This window comes from Burkholderia sp. KL41 (assembly GCF_057005415.2).
This window is the reverse complement of the sequence record NZ_CM174447.1, coordinates 1,136,762-1,158,828: the sequence shown is the minus strand read 5'-3', so window position 1 is coordinate 1,158,828 and position 22,067 is coordinate 1,136,762. Positions and strand designations below refer to the sequence as shown.

16 protein-coding genes are annotated in these 22,067 nt (G+C 67.6%); 6 read left to right on the top strand and 10 right to left on the bottom strand.

The window, feature by feature from the left end:
- Positions 1 to 57 precede the first annotated feature (57 nt).
- A complete protein-coding gene (gene aceE, locus PQB87_RS22775) occupies positions 58 to 2,742 on the top strand; it encodes a pyruvate dehydrogenase (acetyl-transferring), homodimeric type (protein ID WP_489243905.1) in 2,685 nt (894 codons plus the stop codon).
- Between the two features lie 56 nt (positions 2,743 to 2,798).
- On the opposite strand, the gene PQB87_RS22770 is transcribed toward aceE, so the two are convergent.
- Genes PQB87_RS22770 through PQB87_RS22760 form a run of 3 tightly spaced genes read right to left on the bottom strand, consistent with a single transcriptional unit; the run spans position 2,799 to position 8,732 of the window.
- The gene (locus tag PQB87_RS22770; protein WP_489243904.1) at positions 2,799 to 4,322 is read right to left on the bottom strand and encodes an efflux transporter outer membrane subunit; all 1,524 of its coding nucleotides are present in this window, start codon (positions 4,320 to 4,322) and stop codon (positions 2,799 to 2,801) included.
- Positions 4,319 to 7,492: an efflux RND transporter permease subunit gene (locus PQB87_RS22765; RefSeq protein WP_489243902.1), complete on the bottom strand. Its 3,174-nt coding sequence runs from the start codon at positions 7,490 to 7,492 to the stop codon at positions 4,319 to 4,321. The genes PQB87_RS22770 and PQB87_RS22765 overlap by 4 nt, the downstream gene beginning before the upstream one ends.
- 13 nt (positions 7,493 to 7,505) lie before the next feature.
- Positions 7,506 to 8,732 carry an efflux RND transporter periplasmic adaptor subunit gene (locus tag PQB87_RS22760; protein ID WP_489243900.1) on the bottom strand — a complete coding sequence of 409 codons (1,227 nt, stop codon included), beginning with the start codon at positions 8,730 to 8,732 and terminating at the stop codon, positions 7,506 to 7,508.
- Between the two features lie 80 nt (positions 8,733 to 8,812).
- On the opposite strand from PQB87_RS22760, the gene soxR reads away from it, so the two are divergent.
- Positions 8,813 to 9,292, top strand: a complete 480-nt coding sequence (soxR, locus tag PQB87_RS22755; protein WP_059522233.1) for a redox-sensitive transcriptional activator SoxR — start codon at positions 8,813 to 8,815, stop codon at positions 9,290 to 9,292.
- Between the two features lie 54 nt (positions 9,293 to 9,346).
- Here soxR and PQB87_RS22750 read toward each other — a convergent pair whose 3' ends face one another.
- Positions 9,347 to 10,108 carry an SDR family NAD(P)-dependent oxidoreductase gene (locus PQB87_RS22750; RefSeq protein WP_489243898.1) on the bottom strand — a complete coding sequence of 254 codons (762 nt, stop codon included), beginning with the start codon at positions 10,106 to 10,108 and terminating at the stop codon, positions 9,347 to 9,349.
- A gap of 108 nt (positions 10,109 to 10,216) precedes the next feature.
- Here PQB87_RS22750 and PQB87_RS22745 point away from each other — a divergent pair, with 108 nt between their 5' ends.
- Positions 10,217 to 11,128, top strand: coding sequence for a LysR family transcriptional regulator (locus PQB87_RS22745; protein ID WP_489243896.1), 912 nt, complete (start codon positions 10,217 to 10,219; stop codon positions 11,126 to 11,128).
- A gap of 22 nt (positions 11,129 to 11,150) precedes the next feature.
- Here the strand turns inward: PQB87_RS22745 and PQB87_RS22740 are convergent, their stop codons facing one another.
- Positions 11,151 to 11,804 (bottom strand): TetR/AcrR family transcriptional regulator, encoded by a 654-nt coding sequence (locus PQB87_RS22740; protein WP_489243894.1) that lies wholly within the window; start codon positions 11,802 to 11,804, stop codon positions 11,151 to 11,153.
- Positions 11,805 to 11,952: 148 nt separating this feature from the next.
- Between PQB87_RS22740 and PQB87_RS22735 the strand changes: the two genes are divergently transcribed.
- Positions 11,953 to 13,245: an NAD(P)/FAD-dependent oxidoreductase gene (locus PQB87_RS22735; RefSeq protein WP_489243893.1), complete on the top strand. Its 1,293-nt coding sequence runs from the start codon at positions 11,953 to 11,955 to the stop codon at positions 13,243 to 13,245.
- 44 nt (positions 13,246 to 13,289) lie between these two features.
- The gene (locus PQB87_RS22730) at positions 13,290 to 13,688 is read left to right on the top strand and encodes a DUF3331 domain-containing protein (protein ID WP_021163619.1); all 399 of its coding nucleotides are present in this window, start codon (positions 13,290 to 13,292) and stop codon (positions 13,686 to 13,688) included.
- A 17-nt stretch (positions 13,689 to 13,705) separates the two neighbouring features.
- Here the strand turns inward: PQB87_RS22730 and PQB87_RS22725 are convergent, their stop codons facing one another.
- Together PQB87_RS22725 and ggt are read right to left on the bottom strand one after the other, a co-directional pair.
- On the bottom strand, positions 13,706 to 15,034 hold the full coding sequence (locus PQB87_RS22725) for a dicarboxylate/amino acid:cation symporter (protein ID WP_060173516.1): 1,329 nt from the start codon (positions 15,032 to 15,034) through the stop codon (positions 13,706 to 13,708).
- A gap of 226 nt (positions 15,035 to 15,260) precedes the next feature.
- Positions 15,261 to 17,012, bottom strand: a complete 1,752-nt coding sequence (gene ggt, locus PQB87_RS22720; RefSeq protein ID WP_059685979.1) for a gamma-glutamyltransferase — start codon at positions 17,010 to 17,012, stop codon at positions 15,261 to 15,263.
- A gap of 363 nt (positions 17,013 to 17,375) precedes the next feature.
- Here ggt and PQB87_RS22715 point away from each other — a divergent pair, with 363 nt between their 5' ends.
- Positions 17,376 to 18,254 (top strand): MurR/RpiR family transcriptional regulator, encoded by an 879-nt coding sequence (locus PQB87_RS22715; protein ID WP_027789432.1) that lies wholly within the window; start codon positions 17,376 to 17,378, stop codon positions 18,252 to 18,254.
- A gap of 27 nt (positions 18,255 to 18,281) precedes the next feature.
- On the opposite strand, the gene PQB87_RS22710 is transcribed toward PQB87_RS22715, so the two are convergent.
- The 3 genes from PQB87_RS22710 to PQB87_RS22700 all read right to left on the bottom strand — a co-directional run bounded on the left by PQB87_RS22710 (position 18,282) and on the right by PQB87_RS22700 (position 21,923).
- Positions 18,282 to 19,628, bottom strand: a complete 1,347-nt coding sequence (locus tag PQB87_RS22710) for an ABC transporter ATP-binding protein (RefSeq protein ID WP_119338068.1) — start codon at positions 19,626 to 19,628, stop codon at positions 18,282 to 18,284.
- An 11-nt stretch (positions 19,629 to 19,639) separates the two neighbouring features.
- A complete protein-coding gene (locus PQB87_RS22705; protein ID WP_060221909.1) occupies positions 19,640 to 21,394 on the bottom strand; it encodes an ABC transporter permease in 1,755 nt (584 codons plus the stop codon).
- A 79-nt stretch (positions 21,395 to 21,473) separates the two neighbouring features.
- Positions 21,474 to 21,923, bottom strand: coding sequence for a hypothetical protein (locus tag PQB87_RS22700; protein ID WP_489243889.1), 450 nt, complete (start codon positions 21,921 to 21,923; stop codon positions 21,474 to 21,476).
- Positions 21,924 to 22,067: the final 144 nt, after the last annotated feature.

Below are 22,067 nucleotides of genomic sequence, written 5' to 3'. Positions count from 1 at the left end.
CGCGATGCGCCGCCACGACCGCCGCCCCGCGCAGCCTTATGCTTCTGGAGACATTGCATGACCGCACCTCTCGCGCTACCCGACATCGACCCGCAGGAAACCCGCGAATGGCTCGATGCGCTCGAATCCGTGATCGCGATCGAAGGCCGCCCGCGCGCGCATTACCTGATCGACCGGCTTTCCGACCTCGACGCAGCACGCCACGGCGACCTGCACGGCCGCGTGACGACCGCGTACGTGAACACGGTGCCGCGCGAACGGCAGCCGGCCTATCCGGGTGATCTCGCGCTCGAACGGCGCCTCAACGCGATGATTCGCTGGAACGCGATGGTGATGGTGCTGCGCGCCGGCCGGCATTCGAACGTCGGCGGTCACATCGCGACCTACCAGTCGGCCGCGGTGCTGTACGACGTCGGGTTCGATCACTTCTTCCGCGGCCGCACCGATACCTTCGATGGCGACATGGTCTACATCCAGGGCCATTCGGCGCCCGGCATCTACGGCCGCGCGTACCTGGAAAGCCGCATCACGGACGCGCAACTCGACAACTTCCGCCGAGAGACCGGCCGCGAAGCGGGACGCGACGGGCTGTCGTCGTATCCGCATCCGCGGCTGATGCCGGATTTCTGGCAATTCCCCACCGTGTCGATGGGGCTCGGGCCGCTCACGGCCGCCTGTCAGGCGCGCTTCATGCGCTACCTCGAATATCGCGGGCTGAAAGCGCATCAGGGCCGCAAGGTCTGGGCATTTCTCGGCGACGGCGAAATGGACCAGCCCGAATCGCTCGCCGCGATCTCGCTCGCCGGGCGCGAACGGCTCGACAACCTGATCTTCGTCGTCAACTGCAACCTGCAGCGTCTCGACGGCCCGGTACGCGGCAACGGCAAGGTCATCCAGGAACTCGAAGGCACGTTCCGCGCGGCGGGCTGGAACGTCGTGAAGGTGATCTGGGGCGGCGGCTGGGATCGCCTGCTCGAACGCGACACAACGGGCCTGCTGCGTCAGCGCATGATGGAATGCGTCGACGGCGACTACCAGACCTTCAAGTCGCAGAGCGGCGCGTACGTGCGCGAGCATTTCTTCGGCAAGTATCCCGAACTGCTCGAGCTCGTCGCCGACCTGTCCGACGACGACATCTGGAAACTCGCGCGCGGCGGCCACGATCCGGAAAAGGTGCATGCGGCCTATACGCAGGCGATGCACGCGGACGGGCGGCCGACCGTCGTGCTCGCGAAGACGGTCAAGGGCTTCGGAATGGGCGAAGCCGGCGAAGGCCAGAACGTGAACCACCAGTTGAAGAAGATGAGCGCGGACGCCGTACGCGCGTTCCGCGACCGCTTCGCGCTGCCGGTCAGCGACGCGCAACTCGACGACCTGCCGTACCTGAAACCCGAACCCGGCAGCGCCGAGGCACGCTACTTCGCGGAACGCCGCGCCGCGCTCGGCGGCCACGTGCCGGCCCGCTTCAGCGACGTGGCGCCGCTGCCGGTGCCGCCGCTCGCCGCATTCGACGCGCAGCTCAAGGACAGCGGCGAACGCGCGCTGTCCACGACGATGGCGTTCGTGCGCATCCTCGGCACGCTGCTGAAGGACCCGGCACTCGGCAAGCTGGTCGTCCCGATCGTGCCGGACGAATCCCGCACGTTCGGGATGGAGGGGCTGTTCCGCCAGATCGGCATCCACTCGCATCTCGGCCAGCTCTACACGCCGCAGGACGCGGGCCAGCTCAGCTACTACCGGGAAGCGAAGGACGGGCAGATCCTGCAGGAAGGGATCAACGAATCGGGCGCGATCGCGTCGTGGATCGCGGCCGGTACCGCCTACAGCAACCACGGCCTGCCGGCGATCCCGTTCTACATCTTCTATTCGATGTTCGGGCTGCAGCGGGTCGGCGATCTCGCGTGGGCGGCCGGCGACGCGCGTACGCGCGGCTTCCTGCTCGGCGCGACGTCGGGCCGCACGACGCTGATGGGCGAAGGGCTGCAGCACGACGACGGGCACAGCCACGTGCTGTCGTCGGTGATTCCGAACTGCGTGTCGTACGACCCGACCTATGCGTACGAACTCGCGGTGATCGTGCGCGACGGCCTGCGGCGGATGTTCGCGGAACAGGAGGACGTCTACTACTACATCACGCTGCTCAACGAGAACTACCCGCATCCGGCGCTGCCCGACGGCGCGGAGGCCGGCATTCTCAAGGGCCTCTACCTGCTGCGCGAAGGCACGTCGCGCGCGGCCGACGTGCCGCACGTGCAGTTGATGGGCAGCGGCGCGATCCTGCGTGAAGTGATCGCCGCGAGCGACCTGCTCGCGCAGGACTTCGGCGTGTCGAGCGACGTGTGGAGCGCGACGAGCCTGAACGAGCTGCGCCGCGACGGGCTGGCCGCCGAACGCTGGAACCTGCTGCATCCCGACGAGGCGCCGCGCGTGCCGTACGTGCAGCAATGCCTCGACGGCCGCACGGGGCCGGTGGTCGTCGCGACCGATTACATGAAGATCGTCGGCGACCAGATCCGTGCGTTCGTCGACGGCCGGCGCTTCGTGTCGCTCGGCACCGACGGCTTCGGCCGCTCGGATACGCGCGACGCGCTGCGCACGTTCTTCGAGGTCGACCGGCACTTCATCGTGGTCGCGGCGCTGAAGGCGCTCGCCGACGACGGCGCGATCCCGCGTGCGCGCGTCGGCGAAGCCATCCGGCGCTACGGCATCGACATCGACAAGATCGATCCGGCCAGCGTGTAGTCACGCGGCGCGCGGCAGGCAGGATTGCGCCGGCCTGCCGCGCCGCCTTGCCCGCGCTACTGCCCCGACTGCGCGAGCGGGCCTTGCGGCCCCTGCCCCGTTCCCGACGGCCAGCCGCCCGCAAGCGCCTTGTACAGCGCGACCGTCGACGCCGCACTGCGCATCCGCCCGTCGGCCGCCGCATCCTGCGCCTGCAGCAGCGTGCGTTGCGCGTCGAGTACTTCGTAGTAGTCGATCGCGCCCGCCGAAAAACGCGCCTGCGCCAGTTGCGCGGCACGCGCGCTGTCGGTCGCGGCCCGCACGAGATGGTCCGTCTCGTCGCGCGTGCGTGCCGCCCGCAGCAGCGCGTTCTCCGTTTCCTCCAGCGCCCCGAGCACGGTCTGCCGGTATTGCGCGAGCTGCCCGGCCGCTTCCGCGTCGCTCGCGGCGATCCGTGCGCGCACGCGGCCGACGTCGAGGAACGACCAGTCGATGCCGAGCGCGATCAGGTTCGTATCGCTGCCCGCGCGGAAGAACCCGTAGCTGCTCGTCGCGCTGCCGAGCAGGCCCGACAGCGTGAAGCGCGGAAACAGGTCGGCCGTCGCGACGCCGACGCGTGCGGTCGCCGCGTGCAGCCGCGCCTCGGCGGCCGCGACGTCAGGCCGGCGCCGCAGCAGGTCGCCCGGCGTGCCGGGATCGATGCGGGCGGCCAGCACCGGCAGCGGCACGGGCGTGCCCGCCGATGCGGCGGCCTTCGGGAGATCGAAGCGGCCGATCAGCGCATCCGGCGTCTGCCCGGTCAGCACTGCGAGCCGATGCTCGTCGACGCCGATCGCCGCTTCATACACGGCGATCCGCGACGTCGTCGATTCGTACTGCGCGCGCGCCCGCGCCGCATCGAGTTCGGAGCCGCGCCCCGCGCCGACGCGCGCATTGATCAGCGCGAGCGTCTGCTTCTGGTTGTCGGCGTTCTCGCGTGCGATCCGCAGCCGCTCCTGCGAGCCGCGCAAGTCGACGTACGTGCTCGCCACCTCGCCGGCGATCGCGACGCGCACCGCGCGCACGTCCGCCGCGCTGGCGGCCGTCTCCGCGCGCTGCGACTCGATCGAACGACGCACGCGGCCGAACAGGTCGAGTTCCCACGCCGCATTGATCCCGACGCTGGACGTCGGCGTATCGCGCTGGCTGCGCGGCGCCCCGAACGCCTGGTCCTTGCTCATCAGCTGATGGCCGATCTTCCCGCTCGCGGTGATCGTCGGGTAACGATCGAACGTGGCCTGTGACAGCAGCGCATTCGATGCGTCGTAACGCGACACGGCGACCTGGAGATCCTGGTTCGCCGCGAGCGCCGTGTCGATCAGCTGCGTCAGCTGCGGATCGCCGAAGCCGCGCCAGAATGCGGCATCGGCATCCGCCGACACGTCGGGCGGCATATCCGGCGTCTTGCCGGACGGCAATGCGTCGCGCTGCGCCGCCGGATGCGCGTCGCGGGCAAACCGCTCGGCCGTGGCCGTATCGGGCCGCCTGAAATCGGGGCCGACCGCGCATGCGGCAAGCGTCACCGACATCGCGAGCGCGGAAAGACGGAAAGCGGCGCTCATCGGTTTTCTCCTTCGAGGGTGCCGTGGTGTTCGCTCCACACGGCCGGCGTGCCGCCCGCGAGCTTGCGGATCGCCACATAGAACACGGGCGTCAGGAACAGCCCGAACAGCGTGACGCCGAGCATCCCCGCGAACACGGTGATGCCGGTGGCGGCCCGCACTTCGCTGCCCGCGCCGCCGCCGATCAGGAGCGGCACCGAACCCGCGATGAACGCGACCGACGTCATCACGATCGGACGCAGCCGCAGCTTGCATGCTTCCAGTGCGGACTCGATCACGCCCTTGCCCTGGATTTCCAGCTCGCGCGCGAACTCGACGATCAGGATCGCGTTCTTGCACGCCAGCCCCATCAGCACGACGAGCCCGACCTGCACGAACACGTTGTTGTCGCCTCCCGACAGCCACACACCGAACAGCGCCGCACAGATGCACACGGGCACGATCAGGATCACCGCGAGCGGCAGCGTCCAGCTCTCGTACAGCGACGCGAGCACGAGGAACACGAGCATCACCGCGAGCGGGAACACGACGATCGCGGCGTTGCTCTGCGTGACCTGCTGGTAGCTGAGGTCGGTCCACTCGAGCACGATCCCCGGCGGCAGCACGTCCTTCGCGATCTGCTGCAGCTTCTCGATCGCCTGCGACGACGACATCACCTTCGGATCCGCGTCGCCGATCAGGTTGGCGGCCGGATAGCCGTTGTAGCGGACGACCGGATCGGGCCCGAACGCGGGCACCACCGTCACCATCGAGCCGATCGGCACCATCTCGCCCTTCGCGTTGCGCGTGCGCAGGTTCGCGATGTCGGCGGCCGTCTGCCGGTGGCCGGCATCCGCCTGCGCCATCACGCGGTACACGCGGCCGAACAGGTTGAAGTCGTTCACGTACATCGAGCCGAGATAGACCTGCAGCGTGCTGAACAGGTCGGTCAGCGCGACGCCCTGCGCCTTCGCCTTCAACCGGTCGACCTTCACCTCGAGCTGCGGGATGTTGGCCTGGTACGAGCTGACCGGGTAGCTCATCCCCGGCGTCTTCGCGACCGCGGCCTGAAACGCGGTGAGCGCGTTCTGCAAAGCGCCGTAGCCGAGCCCGCCGCGATCCTCCAGGTACAGCGAATAACCCGAGCCGTTGCCGAGGCCCTGGATCGGCGGCGGCATCAGCGCATAGGTGATGCCGCCGCCGATGGTCGCGAAGCGTGCGTTCAGGTCCGCATTGATCTGCGCGGCGCTGCGGTGGCGCTGGTCGAACGGCTTCAGGATCACGTACGAGTTCGTGATGTTCGGCGTGTTCACGCCCTGCAGCGCATTCAGCCCGGCAAACGCCGGCACCATCTCGACACCGTCGGTGCCGAGCGCGATCTTCGTCATCTGCTCGGTCACCTCGCTGGTGCGCGCCAGCGACGCGCCTTCCGGCAGCTTCGCGCCCGCGAACAGGTACAGCTTGTCCTGCACCGGGATGAAGCCGCCCGGCACTGCGTTGAGCAGCAGCGCGGTCGCCCCGAGCAACGCCGCATAGACCGCGAACACCACCCCGCGCCGCTTCAGCGTGCGCGAGACGACGCCGTGATAGCGATCCGAGCTGCGATCGAAGAAGCGGTTGAACGGACGGAACAGCCAGCCGAACGCGCGGTCGAGCCCGCGCGTGAGCGCATCCTTCGGCGCGCCGTGCGGACGCAGCAGCTTCGCGGCGAGCGCGGGCGACAGCGTCAGCGAGTTGATCGCGGAGATCACCGTCGAGATCGCGATCGTCACCGCGAACTGCCGGTAGAACTGCCCCGTGACGCCCGACATGAACGCCATCGGCACGAACACCGCGCACAGCACGAGCGCGATCGCGACGATCGGCCCCGACACCTCGCGCATCGCCTGGTGCGCGGCGTCGCGCGGGCTCAAGCCCTGCGCGATGTTGCGCTCGACGTTCTCGACGACCACGATCGCATCGTCGACCACGATCCCGATCGCGAGCACGAGCCCGAACAGCGTCAGCGTGTTGATCGAATAGCCGAGCAGATAGAGCCACGCGAACGTGCCGACCACCGAGACGGGTACCGCGACGAGCGGAATGATCGACGCGCGCCACGTCTGCAGGAACAGGATCACGACGAGCACGACCAGCACGACGGCCTCGATCAGCGTGTGCTGCACCGCACGGATCGAATCGCGCACGAATACCGTCGGATCCCACACGGGACGGTACGCGACGCCGGGCGGGAAGCGCTTCGACAGTTCGTCGAACTTCGCATACACGGCCTTCGCGACTTCGAGCGCGTTCGCCCCCGGCGACAGGAAGATGCCGACCACGGCCGATTGTTTGTCGTTGAAGTACGAGCGCAGCGTGTAATCGCCCGCACCGAGCTCGACGCGCGCGACATCGGACAGCTTCACGACCTGGCCGTCGTCGCCGTTGCGCAGCACGATGTCGCCGAACTCCTGCGCCGTGCGCAGCCGGCCGCGCACGTTGATCGACAGGAGGAAGTCGTTTTTCTTCGGCGTCGGCTCCGCGCCGAGCTGGCCGGCCGACACCTGCACGTTCTGCTCGCGCACGGCGGCAATCACGTCGCTCGCGGTCAGCCCGCGCGACGCGAGCCGGTTCGGGTCGAGCCACAGCCGCATCGCGTAGTCGCCGGAGCCGGACAAGCCGACGTCGCCGACACCGGTCAGCCGCGACAGCTCGTCCTTCACGTGCAGCGTCAGGTAGTTGCGCAGGTACAGCGAATCGCGGCTGTTGTCCGGCGAATAGAGGCTCACGTACATCAGCGGCGTCGGCGACTGCTTCTGCGTGGTCACGCCGTACTGGCGCACCTCGTCGGGCAGGCGCGACAGCGCCTGGCTCACGCGGTTCTGCACGCGCACGGCGGCCGTGTCGGGATCGACGCCCTGCAGGAACGTGACGACGACCTGCAGGCTGCCGTCCGACCCGGCGACCGACTTCATGTACATGATGCCTTCGACGCCGTTGATCGCCTCTTCCAGCGGTTCGGCGACCGATTCGGCGATTTCCTTCGGGTTCGCGCCCGGGTACGTCGCACGCACGACGACACTCGGCGGCACGACTTCCGGGTATTCGCCGGCGGGCAGCATCGGAATCGAGATCAGGCCGATCGCGAAGATGACGATCGACAGCACGACCGCGAAGATCGGCCGGTCGATGAAGAATCGGGAGAAATCCATCGTATCGCTCCCGTCACTGCACGGCCGGCGCGCCGGCATCGGCGACGGCCTGCGTGCCGTTGCCCGATCCGCTGCCCGCGCCATGACCAGCACCGGCATCGGCACGGGCGGGCAGTGCCTTCGGCTTCACCTGCGCGCCCGGATAGTAGATCCGCTGCATGCCGTCGACGACCACGCGGTCGCCCGCCTGGATCCCCTTCTCGATGATCCGCTCGCCGTCCAGCCCGCGGCCGATCGTCACGTCACGGCGCAGCGCCTTGTCGCCGGGGCCGATCACATAGACGTACTTACGGTCCTGGTCGGTGAGCACCGCCTTGTCGTCGACGAGCAGCGCATCCTGGTCGCGGCCGCTGACGAGCTGCACGCGCGCATACAGGCCGGGCGTAAACGCATGGTCCGCATTCGGCAGCCGCACGCGCGCGCGGATCGTGCCCGTCTGCGGGTCGAGACGGTTGTCGAGGAAATCGACGGTGCCCGCATGCGGGAAGCCCGTCTCGTTCGCGAGGCCCACGCGAACCGGATCGGCGCCGATCGCGCGATGCGTCGGGTCGGCACGCCGTGCGTTGTAGCGCAGGTAGCTCTGTTCGTCGCAGTCGAAATACACGTAGACGGGGTTCTGCGACACGACGGTTGTCAGCAGCGTGTCGTCCGCGCGCGCCAGATTGCCGACGGTGGCGACCGCGCGGCCGACGCGGCCCGCGATCGGCGCGCGCACTTCGGTGAAACCGAGATTGAGCTTCGCATCGGCGACGGCCGCATCGGCCGCTTGCAGGTCCGCCCGCGCCTGCTCGGCCGTGGCGCGCGCGTTGTCGAGTTCTTCCTGCGACGTCGCATGCGCATCGATCAGCGTCTGCACGCGCTTGAGCTGCACGTTCGCGAGGCTCGCGGCCGCGCGGGCCCGCTGCAGCTGCGCGTTCGCACGATCGAGTGCGATCCGGTACGGGCGCGGGTCGATCTCGAACAGCAGCGCGCCCTGCGCGACCAGGTCGCCCTCCTTGTAGGCGACGCGCTGCAGATAGCCGCTCACGCGCGGCCGCAGTTCGACTGCGTCGACCGCTTCGACGCGTCCGTTGAATTCGTCCGCGAGGCGGATCGTGCGCGGCGCGATGGTGGCAACGCCGACTTCGGGAAGGGCCGGGGCCGACGATGCGCCTTTGCCGTCGTGACAGCCCGACAACGCCAGCAGCAGTGCACAGGCCGCGCCCAAAGGCGACGTCCTGCGTAGGGATAAGGAGAGCATGATGCCTCGCGACGGGTTAAACTGCCGCGTAGCATAAAAGTTGAAGTTAACTTCAAGTCAAGCTTTCCCGGAGGGGTGTCATGGGTATCCAGGAAATCCCGCAATGGCCGCTGATGTCGATTCGCGAAGTGGCCGCGCGCAGCGGCGTGCCGGCGTCGACATTGCGGTTCTACGAGACGCGCGGGCTCATCAAGTCGCACCGCAACGGCTCGAGCCATCGCCACTATTCGCGCGCGGTGCTGCGGCTGATCGCGTTCATCGTGTTCGCGCAGAAGATCGGCTATTCGCTCGACGAGATCGCCGAGCAGCTCGTCAGCCTGCCCGAGGACACCGCGCCGAGCAACAAGGATTGGCAGCGGCTGTCGCGTGGCTGGAAGCAACGCGTCGCGAGCCGGATCGAGGAGCTGCAGCGGCTCTACATCAACCTCGACGAATGCATCGGCTGCGGCTGCCTGTCGCTGAAGCGCTGCAAGCTGACGAACCCGGAAGACCGCGCGGGCCGCAACGGGCCCGGCGCGCGGCGCTGGCTCGGCGATGCGCCGCCCAAGGATCTCGAATGACCGGCGGCCGGGCGTGGCGCGCGATGCCGTGCCCGGCCGCCGGTACGGATGGCGTCACCCGACGCGCCAGCCGCCGTTCACCGCGATCGTCGCGCCGGTGACGAACGACGCGCGCGGTCCGGCGAGCCACGCGACCGCGTCCGCGATGTCGTCCGGATGCCCGGCGCGGCCGGCCGGCGTCTGCTCGCGAATCGTCGCCGCGATGGCCGGCGCGACGCCGCCGTCGCCGAAGAAGCGTGTGTCGGCGATATAGCCTGGCGCGACCGTATTGACCGTCGTGCCGCGCGGCCCGAGTTCGCGCGCCAACGCAACGGTGAACCCTTCGACGCCGGCCTTCGCCGCCGCGTATGCCAGGCCGCCCGGCAGCAGGCTGCCGGCGCGCGCCGCGATCGAGCCGAGGTTGACGATCCGCGCGTCGCGCCCGGCCAGGTGCGGCAGCACGGCGAGGGTCGTCACGAACAGGCTTTTCAGGTTCGCGTCGAGCACGGCATCCCACACGGTCTCGGCCTCGCCCGCCTCGGTGTCCGCGCTAACGCGGCCGGTCAGCCCCGCGTTGTTGACCAGCACGTCCACGCAGGGCCACTGCGCGACGATCGCGGCGACCGCCGCCTCAGCCTCGCGCCGCACGCTCAAATCACCGGCCTGCCCGATCGCCGCGCCGCCGAGACGCGCGACGGCCGCGTCCAGCCGCGCCGTGTCGCGCCCGACGATCGCGACGCGATACCCGTCCTCCACCAGCCGCCGTGCGATCGCGAAGCCGATCCCGCTCGACCCGCCCGTGACGATCGCCGTCCGTTGCCGTTCACTGTCCGTCATGTCCTGCCCTCCCGAATGTTGACGATTGGCGACAGTGCAAGTCTGGGCGTGGTGAGGTGATAGGTAAAATACGAATTCGATGATCCACTGATACACGAGAGGTATCGCATGATCGATCTGCGCCAGTTCAGGCAATTCATCGCGGTTGCCGAGACGCTCAGCTTCCGGCGTGCGGCCGAGCGGCTGCACATGGCGCAGCCGCCGCTCAGCGCGGCGATCCGCAAGCTCGAGGACGAGCTGGGCGTCTCGCTGCTCGAGCGCGACAACCGCGGCTCGACGCTCACGCCGGCCGGCGAGGCCTTCCTGCTCGAAGCGCGGCGCGCGCTCGAACAGGCCGAGCGCGCGGTGGCCGTGGCCCGCCGCGCGGGCGCGGGCCTCGGCGGCACGCTGCGGCTGCGCTTCGTCGACAGCACCGTCAACGCGCTATTGCCGCTGATCTTGCGGGCGTTCCAGGAACGCCATCCAGGCGTCGATTTCCAGCTCGAGGAAGGCACGACCGCCGAGCAGGTGCTCGCGCTGCGCCACGACCGCACGGACGTCGGCCTCGTCGTGCTGCCGGTGGCCGACGCGGGCGACGTGCGCGTCGAGCCGCTGCTGCGCGACCGGATGGTCGCGGCGCTGCCCGACGGTCACCGGCTCGCGCGCCGCCGGCACATCGCGCTCGCCGACCTGGCGGACGACCCGTGGGTCATGTTCGCCGCGCACCACGGTCCCGGCATGCATGCGCTGCTCGTGACCGCATGCGCGCAGGCCGGCTTCGCGCCGCGCGTCGTCCAGCAGCCGCGCCAGATGCAGACGACGGCCGGGCTCGTCGCGGGCGGTATCGGCGTCGCGCTGATGCCGCGCCTGTTCGTGCCGATGCAACCGAAAGGCATTACGTTCTGCGAACTGAAGGGTGCGGGCAGCCTGCTCGCGTACGAGCTGGCGATCGCGTACCGGACGCCATCGCCGCTCGTCGATGCGCTGCGCGAGACCGCGCGGAACGCGGTGCGCGAACTGGGGCTGGTTGCCGCGACGTGAGTGTGCGCGTGGCGCGCGGCGCTCAGTCGCCGACGAGGTTGAGCGCGGCGTCGGTCACGGCACGCCGGAACGCGTCCGGCTGCGTGGGCAGCGACGTGAACTCCAGCATGATGTGGCTGTACGACACCGTGTTGCCGATCGCGCTCGCGATCATGAAGAACAGCACGTTCGGATCGACCGCGCGAATCGCGCCGGCCTGCACGGCGTCCGCCAGCAGCGGGAACATCACGTCGTAATACGGACGGACGAGCCGCTCCTGCAGCCGGTCGAGCCGCCCGCCCACTTCGGTCGCCGCCGTCGAGAAGAACATGCCCATGTCGGGTTCGTCGAACTCATGGTCGACGCACAGCTCGAGCGCGCGCCGCACGCGTTCGCGATGCGACAGCGGCGACGTGCGCAACGCACGCAGCGCATCGAACATCGGCTCGGCGATCTCGACGATCTGCTCGACGACGGCCAGCCACAACGTTTCCTTCGTACCGAAATGATGGGCGATCAGCGCCGCGTCGATGCCCAGCTCGCGCGCGACCTCGCGCACGCTCGTCGCGTCGTAGCCCCGCTTCGCGAACGTACGGCGCGCGGCCCGCAATATCACGTCCGGTCCGACGGACGCCCCGGCCAGCGGCCGCCCTCGCATACGCCGCTTGCCCGGCGCGCGCTCAGTGACTTCAGCCACGTTTCCCTGCTCTCCTTGAATGATTCGAATGCGCCTGCTCCGGCCCCGCTTCAGCACCGCCGAAACCGCGTGATTTGCCCCGCTCCGTTGACACGCGAAGCCGGGAAGCGCTAGGATCATACCTTATTCATCACGCGATGATTTATCCATGGCAACCCCTACACGTATCGTCATCGTCGGCGGCGGGATCGCCGGACTGCAGCTCGCCACGCGTCTGGGCGAGCGTCTTGGCCGGTCCGGGCGCGCCCAGGTCACCGTCGTCGACCGCAGCCCGACCCACATCTGGAAACCGATGCTGCACACGATCGCGGCCGGTACGCGCGACGTGCAGCAGCAGCAGGTGATCTTCCTCGCGCATGCCCGCGATCACGGTTATACGTACCAGCCCGGCGAACTGAAGGGGCTCGATCGCGCGCGGCGCCGCGTGCAGCTCGGCGAGATCCGCTCGCAGGACGGCGCACTCGTGCTCGACGCCCGTGAACTCGAATACGACGTGCTGATCCTCGCGCTCGGCAGCCAGGCCAACGATTTCGGCACGCCGGGCGTACGCGAGCACTGCTATTTCATCGACAGCCAGCCGCAGGCCGAGACCTTCAACGAAGCGTTGCGGATGCGTGTATTTCGCAGCATCGCGCGCGACGAGCCGTTCCGCGTCGCGATCGTCGGTGCCGGCGCGACCGGCGTCGAGCTTGCCGCGGAGCTGAGCCGCCTGCTGGAAGTGGCACAAGCCTATGGCGACGAAACGGTACGCGACCGGCTGCAACTCACGCTGCTTGAAAGCGGTCCGCGCATCCTCGCCGCATTTCCGCCGAAGATTTCCGCATCGGCACAGCAACGGCTCGAACAGATCGGCTTTCACGTGCTGACGTCGACCCGCGTCACGTCGGCCGACGCGAACGGCTTCCACTACGGCGACGGTTCGTTCGCGGAAGCCGACCTGATGGTGTGGGCGGCCGGCGTGAAGGCGCCCGATTTCATGCAGGCGCTCGGCGGCCTCGACACGAATCGCGCGAACCAGATCGTCGTCGGCCCGACGCTGCAGGCAACGGGCGACGAACACGTGTTCGCGATCGGCGATTGCGCGAGCCTGTTGCCCGACGGCCAGGAACGGCCGCTGCCGCCCACCGCGCAGGTCGCGACGCAGCAGGCCGAGCATCTCGCGAAGCACCTGCCCGCGTGGCTCGACGGCAAGCCGATGCCGCCGTTCGCGTTCCACGATTTCGGCGCGCTCGTGTCGATCAGCGACTACGACGCGTTCGGCACGCTCGGGCAGTTCGGGTTCTTTCGTGGCGGCTTCATCCAGGGGCGATTCGCGCAGTTCAGCCACCTGATGCTCTACCGGCGGCACCAGCAGGCGCTGCACGGCTTCTCCAAGGCGAGCCTGCTGTGGATCGCCGAACGGATCAACGGCTGCGCGCGGCCGCGCATCCGCCTGTCGTGATGCCGCGCGTTGCGGTGCCGCGTAACGTTTCGAGGAAAACTGACATGAACAACCGTATCGCCCCCTGGCTCATGACCGTCGCCGCGATCGGCAGCTTCGACATGCCGTCCGTCTCGTGGGGCACGCCGCGGCGGCGCAGCGTCACGCGCGACCGGCTGCCGTCGTGGGACGCGACGAGCAAGCCGGCCATCAGCGTACTCGAGCGGCCCACGGCCGACACCGTGATGATTTCCTGGCGCGACGCATGCACCGGGCACTACGGTTATCAGAAGTGGCGGCTGTTCACCACGCGCAAGCGCGGCGTGTGTGCGCTGTCGGGGCAGCCGATCGAGATCGGCGACAGCGTCTATGCGCCGCAATTGCTCGGCTCGACGCCGGGCAACGCCGCCGCGATGGTGCTGGCCGCGTGCATCGACGCGGCCCGCCCCGCCGAGGCGGCCTGAAGGCCCGGGATACCGCTTCAGGCCGTGGTGACGCGATCCGCCTCGCGGGCGGCCTCGTTCATCCGTGCTTCGGCTTCCTCATCCAGCCGCGCCGCATTCGCTTCGGCTTCTGCTTCGGGCATCAGCTCGCCTTCCCATTTCGCGACCACCGCGCTGGCGATCGAGTTGCCCACTGCGTTCGTGGCCGAACGGCCCATGTCGAGGAACGTGTCGACGCCGAGAATCAGCAGCAGCCCGGCTTCCGGGATGTTGAACTGGTGCAGCGTCGCGGCGATCACGACGAGCGACGCGCGCGGCACGCCGGCCATGCCTTTCGACGTCAGCATCAGGATCAGCAGCATCGTGACCTGCGTGCCGAGCGACAGGTGAATGCCGTACGCCTGCGCGATGAACAGCGACGCGAACGTGCAGTACATCATCGAGCCGTCGAGGTTGAACGAATACCCCATCGGCATCACGAAGCTCGAGATCTTGCGGCGCACGCCGAAACGGTCGAGCGCATCGAGGATCTTCGGATACGCGGCTTCCGAGCTCGCGGTCGCGAACGACAGCATGAACGCTTCCTTGATCAGCACCAGCAGCTTGAACACGCGGCGGCCGAGGAACAGCAGCCCGGCGATGACGAGCGTGCCCCACAGCAGGAACAGGCTCAGGTAGAAGTCGCCCATGAACACCGCGAACTTCAGCAGGATCGACAGGCCGTTGATCGCGACCGTCGACGCCATCGCCGCCAGCACCGCGAGCGGCGCGAGCTTCATCACATAGCCGGTAATCCTGAGCATCACGTGCGCGAGCTGGTCGATCGCCGCGACGAGAATCTTGCCGCGCTCGCCGAGCGACGCAAGCGCCACGCCGAAGAACATCGAGAACACGACGATCTGCAGGATCTCGTTGTTCGCCATCGCCTCGGCGATCGACTTCGGCACCATGTGGCCGACGAAATCCTTCAGCGTGAACTTGGACGTCGCCAGATGCGCGGACGCGCCGATATCCGGCAGCGGCAACCCGAGGTTCTCGCCGGGCCGCAGCAGGTTCGCCATCAACAGGCCGAGCAGCAGCGAGATCAGCGACGCGGTGACGAACCAGCCGAGCGCCTTCACGAACACGCGCCCCACCGACGACGCGTCGCCCATGTGCGCGATGCCGACGACCAGCGTCGAGAACACCAGCGGGCCGATCACCATCTTGATCAGCCGCAGGAACACGTCGGACACCAGCGAGATGTACCCGGCGATCTCCGCCGCGGACTGCTTGTCCGGCAGTTGCGTATAAATCATGTAGCCGATCAGGATGCCGGCCGCCATCGCGAGCAGGATCCAGCCTGCCGCGGACATTCGTTTGTTCATGATGGAATTCGATGCACGGGAAGAAGTTGAAGGATGAAAGGCGCGCGTCCCGTGCCGTGCCAGGGAGCGTGCGTGGCGAGCCGGCCGTGCCCGGTGTGTCGGCCACGGCCGGCGGCGCCGGTCAGGCTCGCGGATGTCCGCGAACCGACGGACTGCCGCCGCAACGACGCTCGCGCAAGGGCGAACGTCGGCGGCGGCGATTCAGCTCGATGCCGACGGAATCGGGTCAGTAGCCGATTGCCGATCCGGCCGGACGGCGCGGGTCGTTGTAGCCGTAGATGAAGCCGACACGCACGTTGCCGGACACGGACGAATCGTTCCCGGAACTCTGGCGGCTCGCGGCTTCGGTGCCCGGCAGGCCGACCATGATCAGCTCGGCGGCGCCCCACGGCGTCTGCTCGACCATCTTGTAGCCCATGTTGCGCAGGATCGCGAGCGTGTCGGGCGACAGGCCGTAGGTTTCGTAATAGACCTCGTCAGGCAGCCACTGGTGATGGATGCGCGGCGCGGTGACGGCATCCTGCGGCGTCATCCCGTAGTCGATCACGTTCAGCACCGTCTGCAACGTGATCGTGATGATGCGCGACCCGCCCGGCGAACCCACCACCATGAACACCTTGCCGTCCTTCTTCACGATGGTCGGCGCCATCGACGACAGCGGACGCTTGCCCGGCGCGATCGAGTTGCGCGTGCCCTGCACGAGACCGAACAGGTTCTGCGCGCCGACCTTCACGGTGAAGTCGTCCATCTCGTCGTTCAGGAAGAAGCCCGTGCCCGGCGCGATGACCACGGCGCCGAAGCGGCCGTTGACCGTGTAGGTCGTCGACACCGCGTTGCCGTCCTTGTCGACGATCGAATAGTGGGTCGTCTCCGGCTTCTCGTGCACGCCGACGCCCGGCTGCACGTCCACCGACGGCGTCGCCGTGTCGGCATGGATGCTCTTGCGGATCTGCGCCGCGTACTCCTTGCTCGTCAGCTTCGCGACCGGGTTGTCGATGAAGTTCGGATCGCCGAGCAGCGTATTGCGATCCTCGTATGCGTGCCGCATCGCTTCGGTCATGTAGTGGACCGCCGCGGCCGAGTGGTAGCCGAGCTTGCGCAGGTCGTACCCTTCGAGGATGTTCAGCGTCTCGCACATCGTCACGCCGCCCGAGCTCGGCGGCGGCGCCGACACGAACTCGTAACCGCGATACGTGCACGTCAGCGGCGCCATGTCCTGCGCGCGGTAGGACGCGAAATCGGCGGCCGTGATCACGCCGCCCGCGCGCCGGGCCGCGGCCTCGACGATCTTCGGGATCTCGCCGTGATAGAACGCGTCGGGCCCCTGCTCCGCGATGCGCTCGAGCGTGCGGGCGAGGTCCTTCTGCACGAGGCGGTCGCCCGGCTGCAGCGGCGTGCCGTCTGGGCGGAGGAAGATGCGGGCCGCTTCCGGGTCCTTCCTGAAGCGCGCGACCGTCGTGTCGAGGATGTCCGTATCGCCGCGCGTCAGCACGAAGCCGTCGCGCGCGAGCCGGATCGCCGGCTCCATCACCTGCCTGCGCGTCAGCTTGCCGTACTTGCGCTGCGCGAGATCGAGGCCCGCGACCGTGCCCGGCACGCCGACCGCGCGATAGCCGTACAGGCTGTCGTCGGGGATGACGTTGCCCTTCGCGTCGAGGTACATGTTCGCGGAAGCCGCGGCCGGTGCGGTCTCGCGGAAATTGATGAAGCGGTCGCGGCCGTCGGCCAGGTGAAGGGTCATGAAACCGCCGCCGCCGATATTGCCGCAGCACGAATTGGTCACGGCCTGCGCATAACCGACCGCCACCGCCGCATCCACCGCGTTGCCGCCTTCCTTCAGGATGTCGACGCCGATCTGCGACGCGAAGTGCTGCGAGGACACGACCATGCCGTTCTTCGCTTCGACCGCCGGGTCCGACGCGGCGAATGCGCACACGCTCATTGCCGACAACAGGGTGAGTACTACGAGCCGCCTCATGACGGAATCCTCCAGACAAATAAACCGTGCCATGCCGGAATGCGACGCCGCATCGTCACGTGTCGACACGTCGATTCGCGATGTAATGAATCATACATTCCAGCGAGGCCGCGATCATAGCACTCGGTTTTTTGCACCAAAACCTAGGGTTATCACTGAACTAAGAACGAATATCGACTGGATGGCTTCTTTATAAATGTATGTTTCATTACATTCGTCGACGAGCCTGCCGACCGTGCGATGCGTCCCTCTAATTCCGGGGTGCGGGCGGCCCGCCGCACGTCAATCGGCTAACATGCGTGGATTCGCCGGCAGACGCACGTCTGCCGTTTGTCATTCGGATCGAGAGAGTCGGAGTGCCCGATGGGGACGAGCATCAGGGCGTTGCTGTTATCCCAGATGGATAGCTTCACGCCGTCGGAACAGAAGGTTGCCCAGGCGTTGCTGGATCGCTATCCCAGTCTCGGGCTGGGGCCCATCGCGCAGTTCGCGAAGCAGGCCGACGTGAGCGACCCGACCGTGTTTCGGTTCGTCGTCAGGATCGGGTTTCCCAACTATTCGTCGTTCCAGCAGGCGCTGTATGGCGAAATCGACACCGCGATGAATTCGCCGCTCGCGCGAATGGATGCGTTTCACTCGGCTTCGGGGCTGCGCGACAGTCATGCGGCGATTTTCCAGCGGTTGTCGCAATCGCTGGCCACTACGATCGAAGGGCTCGATGCGGCGGCGTTCGATGCTGCCGTGGCACTGCTGGCCGATCAGGACGTTCGCGTTTTCTGCGGTGGCGGGCGTTACACCGCGCCGCTCGCTTCGCTGTTTTCGTTCACGCTCGCGTATGCGCGGCCACGCGTCCAGTATGTCGAACCGAATGTGAACCTCGCCTCGGTCGCCCTCGCGGACATGGGGCCCGGCGACGTGCTCGTCATTTTCGATTTTCGCCGCTACCAGCGCGACAGCATCCGGTTCGCGCAAGCTGCACACCAGCTCGGCACGCGCGTGCTGCTGGTCACCGACGAATGGCATTCGCCGATCGGGGAATTTGCGGAGATCGTGCTGCGGATCCAGGGGCAGCCGTTCGCGATGCTGCAGACCAACGTGCCGGCGCTCGCGCTCGCCGAAGCACTCGTGATCGGCGTGACGAACCGGTTGCCCGAGCTGGCAAGGCAGCGGATGGAGAGGATCGAATCGCTCAATACCGGCGGAATCGAGCAGCACGCCAACAGCCGCGATTTGCCCGAATGACGATCGCTCGCCATTCGGGCACGGACTTCAGCTCTCGACATCCTCGAGACTGAACACTTCCGTCTTGTCGTTATACGAAAAGACTTCGCCGTAACGCCCCCAGTCGATCACCGCGTCGAGCGTTTCCTCGGCGGCTTCATCGGACAGGAAATCCTCCAGCTCCTGCTCGAAGCGCACACGCGGCGCGCGATGGCCCGGGCGCTCGTTCAGCACCTTCCTGATCCGTGCGGCCAGCGGCACGTGCTTCAGCAGGTGGTCCGCGAACATCAGCTTGCGCTCCTGCGTGCCGAATTCCGCGAACACACGCGCCGGCGGCGTCAGGAACACGTCCCCTTCCCGCACGTCCGCGAAGCCGAGGTATTGCAGCACTTCGGCGATCGGGAACAGTTCGTCGACCTCGAGGTGCAGCGTGCGCGCGATTTCCGGCATGTCCGCGCGGCCGTGGTACGGCGCCATCGCGAGCGTCTCGATCAGGCCGGCCATCAGGTTGGTCGACACGCGCGGCATCCAGCTGCCGAGCTCCAGCCCCTTCTTCGTCGCCTCGTTGGTCTGGCGCGCGGTCATCTTCGCGTAGATGTCGTCGACGAGCTTGCGGAAATCCGTGTCGAGCCGGTTGCGCGGATGCTTGAACGGCACCTTGATCTCGGCGATCACGCGACCCGGATTCGACGACAGCACCAGGATCCGGTCGCACATGAACACCGCTTCCTCGATGTTGTGCGTGACGATCAGCACCGACTTGATCGGCATGCGGCCTTGGGTCCACAGGTCGAGCAGGTCGGTACGCAGCGTCTCGGCGGTCAGCACGTCGAGCGCGGAGAACGGCTCGTCCATCAGCAGGATCGTCGGATCGACGACGAGCGCGCGCGCAAAGCCCACACGCTGGCGCATGCCGCCCGACAGCTCGCGCGGGTACGCGTTCTCGAAGCCGTCGAGACCGATCAGGTCGATCGCCGCAAGCGCACGCTCGCGCCGCTCGCGCGCGCCGACGCCGAGCGCTTCCAGCCCGGCTTCCACGTTCTGCAGCACGGTGAGCCACGGGAACAGCGCGAAGGTCTGGAACACCATCGCGACGCCTTCGGCCGGGCCGCGCAGCGGCTTGCCGAGGTAGGTCACCTCGCCGCCGGTCGGCTCGATCAGCCCGGCGATGATGCGCAGCAGCGTCGACTTGCCCGAGCCGGAACGGCCGAGCAGGCCGACGATCTCGCCTTCGCGCAGCGACAGGTTCGCATCGTCGAGCACGAGCAGTTCGCCCTGCGTCTTGTTGAAGCCGCGGTTCACGTGCTCCACGCGCAGGATTTCTTCGCCGAGGCGCGGCGGCTGCAGCGGCTGTGACGTCTTGACGGGGGCGTTGATAACGTTCGAATTTTGCATCGCGCTTACTCTCAATCGAGACGGAGCCGGGATTCCGCATAGGCGTACATCGGACGCCACAGCAGACGGTTGAACAAGGTGACGAACAGGGACATCACGGCGATGCCCAGGATGATCTTCGGAAAATCGCCGGCGGCGGTGGTCTGCGCGATGTACGAGCCCAGGCCGTGCGCGACGACCTTCGTGTCGCCCCACTGCACGAACTCGGACACGATGCTCGCGTTCCACGCACCGCCCGACGCGGTGATCGCGCCAGTCACGTAGTACGGGAAGATCCCGGGCAGGATCGCCTGCCGCCACCACTGCCAGCCGCGGATGCGGAAATTCTTCGTCGCTTCCTTGTAGTCGTTCGGGTAGGACATCGCACCGGCGATCACGTTGAACAGGATGTACCACTGCGTGCCGAGCACGATCAGCGGCGACAGCCAGATGTCGGCATTCAGGTGGAAGCGGACGATCACGATCACGAACACCGGGAACAGCAGGTTCGCCGGGAACGCGGCGAGGAACTGCGCGAGCGGCTGGATCTTCTCGGCCAGCTTCGGGCGCAGCCCGATCAGCACGCCGAGCGGCACCCAGACCAGCGACGCGATCGCGATCAGCACCAGCACGCGCAGCAGCGTCACGAGTCCGAGCACGAGCACGTGGCCGACCTCGCCCATCGTCACGCCGGTCGCGACGAAGCTGACGACGCGCCACACGACGTACACCGTCAGCAGGATCACGAACGCGCCCCACACGATGTCGCCGATGCGCGACGCGCGGCGCGCCGATGCGCCGCGCGCACGCGTACCCTGCCGCGACGGCGCGCGCAGCGGAATCCGCGCGGCCTGCGACAGCAGCCAGCCGGCCGGCACGAGCAGCTGATGGATCAGGTGCGTGCGGCGCATCATGTCGAGCAGCCAGGATTGCGGCGCATCGCCCGACGCGGTGTTCTCCATCCGGAACTTGTCGGCCCAGGCGACGAGCGGGCGGAACAGGAACTGGTCATAGGCGAGGATCACGACCGACATCGCGACGATCACCCAGCCGACCGCGCCGAGGTTCTTGTCGGAGATCGCCTGCGCGAGATACGCGCCGATGCCCGGCAGCGTGATGGTCTGGTTGCCGACGGTGATCGCCTCGGATGCGACGACGAAGAACCAGCCGCCGGACATCGACATCATCATGTTCCAGATCAGGCCCGGCATCGAGAACGGCACTTCGAGCTTCCAGAAGCGTTGCCACGGCGTCAGGTGAAAGCCGCGCGACACTTCGCTCAGGTCGCGCGGCACCGTGCGCAGCGACTGGTAGAAGCTGAACGTCATGTTCCAGGCCTGGCTCGTGAAGATCGCGAAGATCGCAGCCAGCTCGGCACCGAGCACGCGGCCCGGAAACAGTGCGAGGAAGAACGTGACGGTAAACGAGATGTAGCCGAGCACCGGCACCGACTGCAGGATGTCGAGGATCGGGATCAGCACCATGCCGGCACGGCGGCTCTTGGCCGCGAGCGTGCCGTAGACGAGCGTGAACGCGAGCGACGCGACCATCGCGGCGAGCATCCGCAGCGTGGTGCGCAACGCGTATTCGGGCAGGTTCGACGGGTCGAGCGAGATCTTCTGCGTCTGCAGGGTGCCGATCGGCGCCATCGTCTGATGGAAGCCGACGATCGCCATCGCGAGCAGGCAGATGATCAGCGGAAACGCGATGGCATCCCAGCGGTTGGGGAGCACGCGCCACGCCGAAGCGTTCGCGGTGCGATTCGGATCGAAGAACCTGATATCCATCGGTAGCGTCTTGTGTTGAATTGAAAATCGACGGGACCGGCCACGCGTCGCGCGGCCGGAAGGCGCCCCCCGGCGCGAATCAGAACAGCCCGTGCAGCGCCCGGTACGGCACGGCCGACAGCGCGATCGACACCGGCAACGTCAGCACCCGCGCGAGCAACAGGCTATGCACCGCATCCCGGCGCAGGCCCGAGCCGCTCGATACGCGCACGCCGAACAGGTTCCGGAGGCCCGACCGCACGACGGCGAGGGGCGGATCGAGCGGGTGCGTATGGATGACGGTCGCGACCGCATTCGCGGTGTCGCGGAAACCGTTGGCGAACTCGAAGCCGAGTGCGACCAGCGGCGCGACAACCAGCAGCAGGAACGGGAGGATCGAGCTTTCCTTGACGGAGCCGAAATCGGCGCCCGGATGGATGCCGACGTAGACGATGCCGCAGGCAACGATCAGAAAAAACAGCGCGAGGCTGACGGCACGCGTGCAGTTGCCGACCGCACCGCTGGTTTCCGTTGCCGCGAGATTCGGCATGAAGGGGCTCCGGAGAGGTGACTCGGAGTGGCAGGCTATCGATCGGCCGTGACGCAAATGTGACGTGTCACTTACAGGACATTGACAGGTCATTTATCAGGAACAGCGCATCGCCGCGCAAGCCGCGAACACGGGTGATCGACC

What these genes read in the sequence shown, in the direction of transcription:
- PQB87_RS22725 (WP_060173516.1), bottom strand. Translation starts at nt 15,034, where the DNA reads ATGAACAAACGAATGTCCGCGGCAGGCTGGATCCTGCTCGCGATGGCG.
- PQB87_RS22745 (WP_489243896.1), top strand. Translation starts at nt 10,217, where the DNA reads ATGATCGATCTGCGCCAGTTCAGGCAATTCATCGCGGTTGCCGAGACG.
- ggt (WP_059685979.1), bottom strand. Translation starts at nt 17,012, where the DNA reads ATGAGGCGGCTCGTAGTACTCACCCTGTTGTCGGCAATGAGCGTGTGC.
- soxR (WP_059522233.1), top strand. Translation starts at nt 8,813, where the DNA reads ATGGGTATCCAGGAAATCCCGCAATGGCCGCTGATGTCGATTCGCGAA.
- PQB87_RS22735 (WP_489243893.1), top strand. Translation starts at nt 11,953, where the DNA reads ATGGCAACCCCTACACGTATCGTCATCGTCGGCGGCGGGATCGCCGGA.
- PQB87_RS22700 (WP_489243889.1), bottom strand. Translation starts at nt 21,923, where the DNA reads ATGCCGAATCTCGCGGCAACGGAAACCAGCGGTGCGGTCGGCAACTGC.
- PQB87_RS22705 (WP_060221909.1), bottom strand. Translation starts at nt 21,394, where the DNA reads ATGGATATCAGGTTCTTCGATCCGAATCGCACCGCGAACGCTTCGGCG.
- PQB87_RS22765 (WP_489243902.1), bottom strand. Translation starts at nt 7,492, where the DNA reads ATGGATTTCTCCCGATTCTTCATCGACCGGCCGATCTTCGCGGTCGTG.
- PQB87_RS22760 (WP_489243900.1), bottom strand. Translation starts at nt 8,732, where the DNA reads ATGCTCTCCTTATCCCTACGCAGGACGTCGCCTTTGGGCGCGGCCTGT.
- aceE (WP_489243905.1), top strand. Translation starts at nt 58, where the DNA reads ATGACCGCACCTCTCGCGCTACCCGACATCGACCCGCAGGAAACCCGC.
- PQB87_RS22770 (WP_489243904.1), bottom strand. Translation starts at nt 4,322, where the DNA reads ATGAGCGCCGCTTTCCGTCTTTCCGCGCTCGCGATGTCGGTGACGCTT.
- PQB87_RS22730 (WP_021163619.1), top strand. Translation starts at nt 13,290, where the DNA reads ATGAACAACCGTATCGCCCCCTGGCTCATGACCGTCGCCGCGATCGGC.
- PQB87_RS22715 (WP_027789432.1), top strand. Translation starts at nt 17,376, where the DNA reads ATGGGGACGAGCATCAGGGCGTTGCTGTTATCCCAGATGGATAGCTTC.
- PQB87_RS22710 (WP_119338068.1), bottom strand. Translation starts at nt 19,628, where the DNA reads ATGCAAAATTCGAACGTTATCAACGCCCCCGTCAAGACGTCACAGCCG.
- PQB87_RS22750 (WP_489243898.1), bottom strand. Translation starts at nt 10,108, where the DNA reads ATGACGGACAGTGAACGGCAACGGACGGCGATCGTCACGGGCGGGTCG.